We start from the raw sequence: 11,905 nt of genomic DNA, 5'->3' as shown, positions 1-11,905 counted from the left end.
CGAGGACTCAGGCAAGTTCGATCCAGTGCTGCGCACGGGCAACCTCCATGAATTGCTCGATGTCGTCACCGAGCTCGGGTACGCCGGGAAACTGTTTGTCGAGTTCGGCGATGATCGCCGCGACATCCCGCTCACCGTCGATCAGGCCGCCGATCAGCGCGGCACTTTCGTTGAGCTTGATCATGCCCTCCGGGTACAGCAGCACATGGCCTTTCTGGGCCGGTTCGTACTGGAAACGGTAGCCGGGACGCCAGTTCGGGGTCTTGCTGCGGTCGAAACTCATAAGGCGATTCCTTTATGCCAGACCCGTTGATCGGTGACGCTGTGATACGGCGGGCGGTTCAGTTCGTAGGCCATGCTCATGGCATCGAGCATGCTCCAAAGGATGTCCAGTTTGAACTGGAGAATTTCCAGCATGCGTTCCTGGCCTTCGCGAGTCTTGTAGTGCTCCAGCGTGATCGCCAGACCATGCTCGACATCGCGCCGGGCCTGACCGAGACGGGTGCGGAAATATTCGTAGCCGGCCGGGTCGATCCACGGGTAATGCTGCGGCCAGCTGTCGAGCCGCGACTGGTGAATCTGCGGCGCGAACAGTTCGGTCAACGAGCTGCTGGCGGCTTCCTGCCAACTGGCGCGGCGGGCGAAGTTGACGTAGGCATCGACGGCGAACCGCACGCCGGGCAGCACCAGTTCCTGGGAGCGCAATTGATCCGGATCGAGACCGACGGCCTGGCCCAGTCGCAGCCAGGCCTCGATGCCGCCGTCTTCACCGGGAGCGCCGTCGTGGTCGAGCAGCCGCTGGATCCACTCGCGGCGGATCTCGCGATCCGGGCAGTTGGCGAGGATCGCTGCGTCTTTCAGGGGAATGTTCACCTGATAGTAGAAGCGGTTGGCGACCCAGCCCTGGATCTGCTCGCGGGTGGCCCGGCCTTCATACATCGCCACGTGATACGGGTGATGTATGTGGTAGTAGGCGCCCTTGGCGCGCAGGGCCGCTTCGAATTCGGCGGGGGACATTGGAGTGTCAGTCATGTCTGTTCTCCGGGAACAACCATTGGATTCTTTGGTGTCTGTCAGGACGCCTTCGACTGGCCAGCGATGAGGCCCTCAGCTACAGCACAATACTCATGCCGTCATACGCCACTTCAACATTGCGCCGAACCAGCTCCGCGCGCTCCGGGGAGTCCTCGTCGAGAATCGGGTTGGTGTTGTTGATGTGGATAAGCACCTTGCGCTGCTCGGGAAGCTGTTCCAGCACTTCGAGCATGCCGCCGGGGCCGTTCTGCGCCAGGTGGCCCATTTCGCGGCCGGTGCGGGTGCCGACACCACGGCGCTGCATTTCATCGTCGTCCCACATCGTCCCGTCCACCAGTACGCAATCGCTGCCGGCCATGATTTCCAGCAGCGGCGCGTCGACCTTGCCCAGGCCTGGCGCATAGAACAGTTTGCCGCCGGTGCTGAGGTCTTCGACGATCAGGCCGATGTTGTCGCCCGGGTGCGGGTCGAAGCGGTGCGGCGAGTAGGGCGGCGCGGCGCTGCGCAGCGGCAGCGGGGTGAAGCGCAGGTTCGGGCAGGCGGCGACGGTGAAGCTTTGGTCGAGTTCGATGCGGTTCCAGTCGAGCCCGCCGTTCCAGTGCTTGAGCATGGTGAACAGCGGGAAACCGGTGCTCAGGTCTTCGTGAACCATGTCCGTGCACCAGACCTGATGCGGGCAGCCTTCGCGCAGGCTGAGCAGGCCGGTGGTGTGGTCGATCTGGCTGTCCATCAAGATGATCGCGCTGATGCCGGTGTCACGCAGGGCACGGCCCGGTTGCATCGGGGCGAAGCTCTGGAGCTGCGCGCGGATGTCCGGCGAGGCATTGCACAGCACCCAATTCACGCCGTCATCGGAAATCGCGATGGACGATTGGGTACGGGCCTGGGCATTCAGGCTGCCGTCGCGAAAACCGGCGCAATTGACGCAGTTGCAGTTCCACTGCGGAAAACCGCCACCGGCGGCCGAACCCAGAATCTGGACGAACATGAACGCTCCATCATTTCAACGCTGAAAATAAAACGCCCCGGCGAGCCGAGGCGTTGCACTGCAGTGTTCTGCTTGAGGCAGGACTCAGCGGCTGGCGAAGTACATGGTGACTTCGAAGCCGATGCGCAGGTCGGTGTAAGCAGGTTTGGTCCAAGCCATCGGGTGACTCCTTTTTCAGGTGGGTGAGATAGCGCTATCCATAGGTATAGTCCACGGCAGCGCAGGGATGTTCCAAATAGTTAGGTGGCTATGTTACTCAAAATTTCAGAAGGTTGGCCCGTGAATCTTTGAGAAAGCTCCTTGCAGCCCCGGTAATGATCATTTTGCCGATTGCCATGGCGCGCCTGGCGCAGGGCCGTTGGCCAGACCGTGCCAGCCGCCTTCGGCGCGGATCAGACGTTGTGCGGCGTTCAGCAATGCCGGGCGATCCAGTCGAGCGATGGCGCTGCGCAATTGCACCCGATAATCCGACGAGTGGCCGGCGAGTCGAGCCTGCCACAGGATCTCGGCCGCATCTTTGCCGGACAGGACGCTGTCATCGAATTGATCGGAAAGTGTCTGGCGTTGCCGGGCGAGGCCGGCGTCGTCGAGTTGTTCGACAAGGGCTGGCAGTCCTTCGAGAAACTGCTGAATGTGCTCGAGCAATTGCGCGGCGGTGGCCGAGGGCGATTGCACACCGAACAGTAATCCGGTCTGGCCGTGTAGCTGACGCAGGCCGCTGAACACCGCATAACCCAATTGCAGTTCGACTCTCAGGCGTTGGTAAAACGGTGTCTGGCACAGGTGGGCGAGCAGGCGCCACGCGGCTTCGTCGTCGATTTCACGGCTGGCGGTCGGACAGAACAGCAGCAAGGCGTGTTCGCTGGACGCGCTGTCGATCTGACTCCACCGGTATCCGTTATGGATTGCCGACGGTGAGGGGATTTGATTGTCCGGGATGCCCGGGATGCGGCTCAGGGCCAGGCCCATGGCTGACTGGGTCTGTGGGTTTAGCCCCAAAGCCAGACCGTCCCAGCGAGAAGTTGCCCACAGGTGCGCGGCGTCATCGGATTCACCTACCGCTGGCAGGTACAGTTCGGGCAGTACTTTGAGCAGCTGGCGGATCGGTATCAGCGCCGTTTTCGGTTCGCCTTTTGCGCAATCGACGCCCACTTGTGTCAGAGAATTCAGCGCGTGTTCCAGCACAACAGGCAGCGTGTCCTGCAGGCCGTTGAGTCTCAACAGCCACTGATTACCTGTGGCACTGAAGGACAACTCGACCCCGGCCTGACGTGCGTCGCCGGAAACCTCCCGCAGACTGCGTTGCAGTTTCGCCTGCAGCTCGGCCGTGGCCGCCGCCTCTGTCTGCCAGCGCACATACACCGCCCCTTCGTCGCCGTTGTCCGGCAGCGCCTGGCTGAATTGCATCGGCGAACGTTCGCGGCGGCTGCGCGAGCGATCCTGAGCAAACGTGCGCAGGCCTCGGTGGGCGCTGGTCTGGCCGCGAATAAGGCCGGCGTTGGCCAGCGGCTCGGCTGCGCGCAGAAACGGATTGGCAGCGGGTAGGTGCCAGTGATTGCTGAAGTTATCCACAGTGCCGATTTTGCCGAGAATCACTTTGAGCGCCGCAACGGCTGATTCAGAAAGCCCTCTTTCGAGTTGTTCGCTGTCTAGTCGCGCAAGCTGCAATGCACCGCTGACCTGCTGCTGGCGTTGATGCTGTGCTGAATATTCCTCGCGAAGTGCCAGCCAGTCTTGCTGCGCTGCGAAGAAGCTCAGCCCGTCGAGAAACTGTGCCTGGATGGCGTCGAGTGATCCGGATGCCGCCGTGAATTGAAGATGCAGCAACGCCTGCTCAGCAAACTGATACAGCACACAGGCCTGTAAAGCTTCCGCAAGCCCCATCTGCTGCAAATGCGCGAGCAACCCGCCGGGTTTGGCGCTGTTCAACCAGTGACAGAGAAACGCCAGCGCTTCGGCCGACGACTCCGGCAACTCCTCCAACGCAAACAGCAGGTTGCCGTGCCAATCGCCGGCCTGTTGATAACTTGCCTGTGGATTATTCATCAAGCGAACGGGCGCTGCCTGGGCAGTTTTATCCCCTGGCGTCAGCATGGCGGCAAACTGTTCGGCCAGCGCTCGCAGTTCTTCAACACTCTGCGGCCCGACCAGGCTCAGGCTCATCTGCCCGGTGCGGTAAAACTGCTGATGAAAGTCTTTCAACGCCTGCTGAAAATCCGCTTGATCTACCGGCAGGCTTTCGCGGTTTCCGGCATGAAAGCCGCGCAAAGGATGTGCTGCCGCCAGCCCCTCGAACAGCGCCTCTTTCTGCTGAGCCGCCGCATCCTGCGACCACGCAATAAACTCTGCCTGCAATACTTCCCGTTCCCGCAACTGATCGTCCGGATTCATACGCGGATGGGCGAGCATGTCTGACAGGCGCTCCAGCCCACCGCTGAAGGACGCTGGCGGCAACTCAAAGAAGAAATCGGTGGTGCGCTCGCGGGTGCTGGCATTCACCTGGCCGCCGTGACCTTGTACATAGGCCATCAGCCCTTGCTGTGCAGGAAAGCGCTCGGTGCCGAGGAACAGCAAATGCTCAAGGAAATGCGCCAGCCCCGGCCACGCCAATGGCACGTCATGACTGCCGGCAGCCACCCGCAACGCAGCGGCGCTGCGCTTCAGGCCGGGCACGTGACGCAGGGTCACGCGCAAGCCGTTGGCCAGGGTTTCGGTGTGGGGGCGGGGGTGAGTCGGCGCAGGCATGGGCACTTCCAGAACAGTGAAGTGCCAATGCTAGCGGATTAGCGCTTGCTGAGCGCGTCGTAAAGTTCGGGGCGGCGGTCGTTGAAGTAGCGGTTGGCGCTACGGGAGTCGGCCATCAGCTGGCGATCCAGCTCGCCGACGATCAGTGCTTCGTCCAGTCCGGCCTGGGCGATGCGGCTGCCATCCGGCGCGGCAATGCTGCTTTGTCCGCAGTAATGGATGTCGCCTTCGTGGCCGCAGTAGTTGGCGTAAGCCACGTAGCACTGGTTTTCGAAGGCGCGGGAGCGGACGGAAACATCGGCAATGAAGTCGAAAGGAATCATGTTGGCTGTCGGTACCAGAATCAGCTCGGCGCCTTCGAGGGCCAGGCGCCGGGCGTTTTCCGGGAATTCCAGGTCGTAGCAGATCAGAAAACCGAGCTTCCAGCCGTTGAGCTCGACGATGGGAAAGTCGCCATCGCCGGGGCTGAACATCGAACGGTCCAGATCACCGAACAGATGCGTCTTGCGGTAATTGCACAGGCGCTCGCCGTTCGAGTCGATCAGTTGCACGGCGTTATAGATCTGTCCTTCGGCGGTTCGCTCCGGGTAACCGTAAAGGATCGCCAGGCCGGCAGCCTTGGCGATTCGTCCAATCTGCTGCGCCCATTCACCGTTGTGGACCTCGGCCAATGTCGCAACCGCCTCCTTGCCGATGTTGTAGCCGGTCAGGAACATTTCCGGCACCACCAGCAGATCGGCGCCTTTGGCCTCCATCGCCAGTTGATGCAGGCGCTGGAGGTTGGCAGCAGGTGCCAGTGGCAGCGGTGGACATTGGTAAAGGGCTACACGCATCAGGGATTCCTCTTACTCGGGCAGGGCGATCGGGCCGATGTCGTTGAACACATCTCCCGGGCCGGGGTTCTCTTTATGTGTGGACCCGCCGAAGTGCTTCATGATTCCCCATACCGCGTTGAGCGAAGTCTGCACCGCGCCCTCGACCCACGCTGGCGTCCACGACACGTCGTCGCCGGCGATGAAAATCCCGCGCTGCTCCGGCGGCATGTCGTCCTGCATGAAGTGCGCGTACATGCGCTGGTTATAGCGATAGTGGCCGGGCAGGGCGCCCTTGAACGCGCCGAGGAAGTGCGGATCGGCTTCCCACGATACGGTGATCGGATCGCCGATGATTCGCGCGGCGATGTCGACTTTCGGGTAGATCTTCTTCAACGCATCCAGCGCCAGCTTCACGCGTTTTTCCACCGGGTGCGGGAGCATCTTCAGCGCATCGCTCATCCACGAGTACGACAGGCAGATCACGCCCGGTTTATCGTCGCCGTTGTCGAACAGGTAAGTACCACGGGTCAGGCGATCGGTGAGGGTCATGCTCATCAGATCGCGACCGGTTTCCGGGTCCTTGTCCTTCCAGAACGGGCGGTCGACCATCACGAACGTTTTCGATGATTGCATGTAGCGCGTGCGGTCCAGTGCCATCCACATCTTTTGCGAGAACAGGGTTTCGTCGCATTCGATCTGGGTGGTCAGCAGCCAGCTCTGGCAGGTGGTCAGTACGGCCGCATATTCGCGGGTGTCGCCGTTGTTGTCGGTGACTGCGAAACGCCCGTCGGGTGCGTGAGCAATTTTCTTTACCCCGGAGCGCGGTGCGCCGTGGTGTAGCGATTTCAGGCTGGTGCCCTGTGGCCAGTGGACGCAGCGCTCCGGCGCATGACGCCAGATGCCCTGTGGCACTTGTTCCACACCGCCGACCACCAGATGTTGGTGATCGTCGCAGTTGGTCATCACCACGCGGAAAATTTCCAGCATCGAGTTGGGGAAGTCCGAATCCCAGCCGCCGGTGCCGAAACCGACCTGACCGAACACTTCGCGGTGATGGAACGACAATTTGGCGAAAGCTTTGGAGGTGGCGACGAAGTCGTAGAACGTGCGGTCGTCCCATAGCGGCACCAGGGTGTTCCACAATGCTTTGAGGCGTGGCACGTCACGGTCACGAATCGCTTGCTGGATATCCGAAAACTGCGAGCCGGCCTCCAGAGCGTCAGCCCAGGCATCGGCAACTTCCTGGAACAGTGCAGGAAGATCCTTCAGGCTTTGTGCGTAATGAGTTTTGCCTTCCAGGTCGATCACGGTACTGCCGGACGCCGCCGTCAGCGGGTTGGGGAAGGGCTTGGTTTCCAGACCGAGTTTGTCGACGTAGTGATAGAACGCGGTGGATGACACCGGAAAACGCATGCCGCCAAGTTCGGCGACGATGCCGTCAGTGCCATTGAACGCTTGCGAACGCAGACGGCCGCCGAGCTTCGAGGCCTCATACACGACGGGTTTCAAGCCGAGTTTCATCAGCTCATAAGCCGCCACCAGACCGGCGATACCGGCCCCGACGATTGCCACTTCGGCACCGTGATTGTGCTCGGGAATGCTGCCGAGGCCAGCCGGGTGTTCAATCCAGTCGTCGAAGGCGAAAGGGAAGTCCGGGCCAAAAATGGTGACTGGTTTCTTACCGTCTGCAGGATGGCGATTGTTCTTGTTCATGGCTGACCTTGCTGGCGACCCGACGCTGGATGCGCGTCTGAGTATAGGAAAAGATGCCAGCCATTCTAGGGAGCGTAGAACACGTTAATAAGACGCAATGTGTCGTCGTTTTGAGCATTGATGCTGCAATATGACGAAGGCAGTGATCAGACTGGATGTCCGCGATCAATCTTGCTGCTGAGGATGATCGACGTCGTGGTCTTCTCTACCCCGTCTACACTGCCGATCTGATCCAGAAGCTGATCGAGCTGTTCCGGTGAATCGGTACGCAGCCACGCCACGTAATCGAATTCGCCACTCACTGCGCACAATTGCTGTACCTGAGCCATCGCGCTCAAGCGGCGCAGAACCTCTTTGCCGGAGCGTGGCTGCACTTTGATCCCGACATACGCCTGCAACCCGCCATCCACCACGCGTTGGCCCAGGCGTACGCCATAACCGGTGATGACCTTGGCCTTTTCCAGTCGCGCCAGTCGCGAAGTCACGGTGGTACGGGCGATCCCCAATTGCCGGGCCAGCATCGCCACGCTCTCACGGGCATTGATTTGCAGGGCGGCGATCAGCTGGCGGTCGATTTCATCGAGCACGGGTGGGCGGATGTCGGGCAAGAGACTTCTCCACGCAGGTACGAAAAAGCCGCACATAAGCGCGGCTTTTTCATGTTTGGTGGGCCCACACGGACTTGAACCGTGGACCAAAGGATTATGAGTCCTCTGCTCTAACCAACTGAGCTATAGGCCCTCAGTAGGCCGCGGATTATAGCGACGGTTTCTCGGCTGTGCTATCCGAAAAATCTGATACGGCTATACGAAGAAACGTCGCGGCGAACTCTTCAGGTGGCAGCGGCAGGCTGACGATGTAGCCCTGGATCTGTTCGCAGCCTTCGGCGGTGAGGAATTGTTGCTGGGCCTGGGTTTCCACGCCTTCGGCGATCACGGTGAATTGCATGCTGCGGCCCAGGGCGATGATTGCGCGCACGATTGCCGCGTCGTGCGGGTCGTCGGGCAGGCCGCGGACGAAAGACTGGTCGATCTTGAGGATGTCCAGTGGCAGGCGTTTGAGATAACTCAGTGAAGAATAACCGGTGCCGAAGTCGTCGATGGCCAGTTGCACGCCCAGGTGTTTGAGCTGGTGCAACACCGCCAGCGCTTCTTCGGCCTGGCTCATGATGAAGTTTTCGGTAATTTCCAGTTGCAGTAATTCCGGCCGCAGGCGGTTGTCCTTGAGCAGTTGCTCGATGCGTCCCAGCAGGTTTGGCTGTCGCAGTTGCGCGCCGGCGAGGTTCACCGACAGCGGGCCGAGAGATTCGTAGATCTGGCCCCACTCGAACATCTGCCGGCAGGCGGTTTCCAGCACCCAGTCGCCGATTTGCAGGATCATCCCGTTCTCTTCCGCCAGCGGGATGAAGTGCTCTGGCGGCACTTCGCCGAAGTTCGGGTGGCGCCAGCGGATCAGGGCTTCGGCGCCGACCAGACTGTGATCGTCGAGGCTGATTTTCGGTTGGTAATAGAGGTACAACTCCTCGCGCTCGATGGCTCGGCGAAGTTCGTGCTCCAGCGCCACACGCTCGCTGGCCTGGGCGGTGAGATCGCGGGTGTAGCTTTCGACCCGGTTGCGGCCCTTGGCCTTGGAGCGATACATCGCCGCGTCCGCGTTCTTGATCAGGGTCGCAACATCGCAGCCGTCGCGCGGGTAGAGGCTGGTGCCGATGCTGGCGCTGATGAAGAACTCATGCTCGCCGGCCTGGAAGGGTGCGCCAAAGCAGTTCAGCAGTTTGGTGGCGATGTTGTCGGCATCGCCGGGCTGTTGCAGGCCGGGCAACAGAATGATGAATTCATCGCCCCCCAGGCGCGCGACGGTGTCGATATCACGCAGCTGCTCCTTCAGGCGCACGGCGATCCCCTTGAGCAGCAGATCGCCGACCGGGTGACCGAGGCTGTCGTTGATGTGCTTGAAGCGGTCGAGGTCGAGAAACAGCACCGCACCTTGACCACCGTTTTCCTGCTGGCTATTGAGAGCCATCAACAGGCGACTTTCGAACAGCGTGCGGTTCGGCAGGCCGGTCAGCGGGTCGTGATGCGCCTGATAGTCGAGTTTGGCCTGGGCGTGCTTGAGGCTGGAGATATCGGCGAACACAGCAACGAAGTGGGTGATGAATTTGTCGCGGTTACGCACGGCGCTGATGGTCAGCCAGCTCGGGTACAGCTCGCCGTTCTTGCGCCGGTTGGAGATTTCGCCCTGCCAATGACCTTCGGCAGTCAATTGATGCCACATCGCCGCGTAGAACGCGCTGTCGTGCAGGCCAGATGCAAGCAGGCGCGGAGTGTGACCGAGCGCTTCGCTTTCGCTGTAGCCGGTGATTTCGGTGAAGGCCCGGTTCACCGCGCTGATGTGTTGCTGGGTGTCGGTGATCAGCACGCCCTCGGCAGTGCTTTCGAACACGGTCGCGGCCTGTTGCAGTTTTTCCTGCATCAGGTGGCGTTCGGTAATGTCCCGGGCGATGGTCAGCATGCAATCTTCATCGCCGATCGGCAGCGGACGGCTGGATACCTCGCAGAGGCGGATCTGCCCGTCACTGCGGCGGATATGGCAGCTGAAGTCGCGAACGAACCCGTCGCGGTGAAGCAGGTCGAGCATTTGCTTGCGTTCGTTAAGGTTGACCCAGATTCCCAGGTCCAGCGTCGAGCGATCCACCGACATGGCGCTGTTGAAACCGGTGATACGACTGAAACCTTCGTTGACTTCCAGCAGCAGACCATCGCTCTGGCGCGACAGCAGCAGACCGTCTGGCGAGGCGTGGAAGGCCTTGGCGAACTTCTCTTCGGAAGTTTGCAGTTGCTGTTGGGTTTCCTTGAGCTGGGTAATGTCGCGGACCACCACAACCAGCGCGGGTGTGGTGTCGAGCTCGAAGGGTTCGGCGGAAATCAGCCCGGTGAACACCTGGCCATTGTTGCGGCGAAAGGGCATCTCCAGGTTGCGAATGCTGCCGGCCTGCAGCCGCTGAAGCAGGCCAGGGCCGACTCCGGGAATGCCCCAGATGTTGAGTTCGGTAGCGGTCTGGCCAATCACCTCTTCGGCCTTGAGCCCTATCTGTTCTTCGAAGGCTTCGTTGACCTCCAGCAGGCAGCCGTCGGATAGCCGGGCGATGACCAGAATGTCCGGGCATTGCTGGAATACCGAAGCGAATTTCTGTTCCGACAGGCGCAACGCCTCTTCGGTGCGCTTGGTTTCGCTGATGTCGATCATCAGGCCGCGCATCACCGGTTCGTGGCCGTGTTCGATCAGGCTGACAATGTCACGCACCCACAAACAACGGCCGTCAGCGGTGATCACCCGGTAATCGAGACTGTGATCGCGCCCGGCCAGCACTTCGTGATCGCAGAAGCTCTGGGCGCGAGTCAGATCGGCGGGGTGAATGATGTTGCGCCAGAAGCCTGGAATCAGCCAATGGGACAGCGGATAGCCGAGCAGATCCTCGGCGTGGGGCGAAACATAGCTGTAGGTGAAGTCACTGATCCGCGCTTCCCAGGCGATGGCCGAAAGACTCTCAACCAGTCCGCGATAGTGGTATTCGCTGCTGCGCAGTTCCTGTTCGAGATCGATACGTCGGGCGATCTCCGAGCTCAGGCGACGGTTGATGCGGATCACCATCGCCAGGACGATGACCAAAAGCAATAGCCCCGGTAAACCGTAAACCAGCAGATCCGACCAGAATGTCCGGTGATCGAGGACGTTGCCGACCCAATGTTCCTGAATGCTGCTGATTTCCTCCGGGGACATGTCGGCCAGCACCTTGTCCAGAATCCCCACCAGCACCTTGTTGTCACGCGGGACGCCCATCGCCAGTTGATAGCGGTAAGGGGTTTCGCCGCTGACATACAAACCATCCAGTTTGAGCTGACGCAGGCTCCAGACGCTGGAGGCCAGATCGCCGACCACCGCGTCCACTTCATCGGTGGCCAAGGCCTGCAACGCGGAGCTGACATTGGGCATCGCCACCAGATTCAGGTCGGGATGATGTGTGCGCAGCAGCTCATGGGGCGCGTAGTTCTCGACCACGGCGATTTTCAGACCGTAAAGCTCCTCGAGCTTGCGCGGTTGCGGGCCGCCGACATGGGCGAGGATGACGATCGGAAAGTCGAGATAGGGGCGAGTGAAAGACAGGTAGCTCTGGCGCTCCGGGGTGGACATGATGCCCGGCAGCAGGTCGATCGTGCCGTTTTTCGCCTGTTCGAGCACGACTGTCCAGCTCACCGGCTCGATGGGGGTAAGTTTGACCGCCAGGCGTTGGCGAATCACATCGATATAGTCCGCCGCCAGACCCTGATAGCGGTTCTGGTCGTCGCGGAACTCGAAGGGCGGCCACGACGCATCGACACCCAGTCGCAAGTCCGGGTGAGCCGCCAGCCAGCTACGTTCTTCATCGGTCAGAGTCAGCGCGTCAGCCGTTGCGGTCCAGATCATCAGTGACAGCAAAAAAAGCACGGACGCCAGTCTGGGCATAACGGTCTCGTTATGGCTCGGGGGAATGTTTCGAGTGTAGACGGGCTGTGCGCGGGGGGGAGGGCGGAGCTGGGTATTTAATCTGCCATATAAACAAAACCCCCGG

The 11,905-nt window shown here is 60.8% G+C and carries 9 protein-coding genes and 1 tRNA gene; all 10 read right to left on the bottom strand.

The window, feature by feature from the left end; all coding sequences use genetic code 11:
* Positions 1-7: 7 nt before the first annotated feature.
* Positions 8-283: a pyrroloquinoline quinone biosynthesis peptide chaperone PqqD gene (gene pqqD, locus CAF79_RS10625; protein ID WP_085688496.1), complete on the bottom strand. Its 276-nt coding sequence runs from the start codon at positions 281-283 to the stop codon at positions 8-10.
* Positions 280-1,032 carry a pyrroloquinoline-quinone synthase PqqC gene (pqqC, locus tag CAF79_RS10620; RefSeq protein ID WP_085697728.1) on the bottom strand — a complete coding sequence of 251 codons (753 nt, stop codon included), beginning with the start codon at positions 1,030-1,032 and terminating at the stop codon, positions 280-282. The genes pqqD and pqqC overlap by 4 nt, the downstream gene beginning before the upstream one ends.
* A 79-nt stretch (positions 1,033-1,111) precedes the next feature.
* Positions 1,112-2,023 carry a pyrroloquinoline quinone biosynthesis protein PqqB gene (pqqB, locus tag CAF79_RS10615; protein WP_007959878.1) on the bottom strand — a complete coding sequence of 304 codons (912 nt, stop codon included), beginning with the start codon at positions 2,021-2,023 and terminating at the stop codon, positions 1,112-1,114.
* Positions 2,024-2,107: 84 nt separating this feature from the next.
* Entirely contained in the window at positions 2,108-2,182 is a 75-nt protein-coding gene (gene pqqA / locus CAF79_RS10610; RefSeq protein WP_003444522.1) for a pyrroloquinoline quinone precursor peptide PqqA, read from the bottom strand.
* 159 nt (positions 2,183-2,341) lie between these two features.
* Positions 2,342-4,768: a pyrroloquinoline quinone biosynthesis protein PqqF gene (gene pqqF / locus CAF79_RS10605; RefSeq protein WP_085697727.1), complete on the bottom strand. Its 2,427-nt coding sequence runs from the start codon at positions 4,766-4,768 to the stop codon at positions 2,342-2,344.
* Positions 4,769-4,806: 38 nt separating this feature from the next.
* On the bottom strand, positions 4,807-5,601 hold the full coding sequence (locus tag CAF79_RS10600) for a carbon-nitrogen hydrolase family protein (RefSeq protein WP_085697726.1): 795 nt from the start codon (positions 5,599-5,601) through the stop codon (positions 4,807-4,809).
* Positions 5,602-5,613: 12 nt separating this feature from the next.
* Positions 5,614-7,296 (bottom strand): NAD(P)/FAD-dependent oxidoreductase, encoded by a 1,683-nt coding sequence (locus CAF79_RS10595; protein ID WP_085697725.1) that lies wholly within the window; start codon positions 7,294-7,296, stop codon positions 5,614-5,616.
* Positions 7,297-7,442: 146 nt separating this feature from the next.
* The gene (locus CAF79_RS10590) at positions 7,443-7,904 is read right to left on the bottom strand and encodes an Lrp/AsnC family transcriptional regulator (protein WP_007959884.1); all 462 of its coding nucleotides are present in this window, start codon (positions 7,902-7,904) and stop codon (positions 7,443-7,445) included.
* Positions 7,905-7,960: 56 nt separating this feature from the next.
* Positions 7,961-8,037: transfer RNA gene (locus tag CAF79_RS10585), tRNA-Ile, on the bottom strand.
* Between the two features lie 15 nt (positions 8,038-8,052).
* Entirely contained in the window at positions 8,053-11,799 is a 3,747-nt protein-coding gene (locus tag CAF79_RS10580; RefSeq protein ID WP_085697724.1) for a bifunctional diguanylate cyclase/phosphodiesterase, read from the bottom strand.
* Positions 11,800-11,905 lie beyond the last annotated feature (106 nt).

The sequence above is a fragment of the Pseudomonas sp. B26(2017) genome (genome assembly GCF_002113045.1).
Lineage (GTDB): Bacteria > Pseudomonadota > Gammaproteobacteria > Pseudomonadales > Pseudomonadaceae > Aquipseudomonas.
Note: the sequence above shows the minus strand (reverse complement) of the source record. Positions and strands in the feature narration are given on the sequence as shown.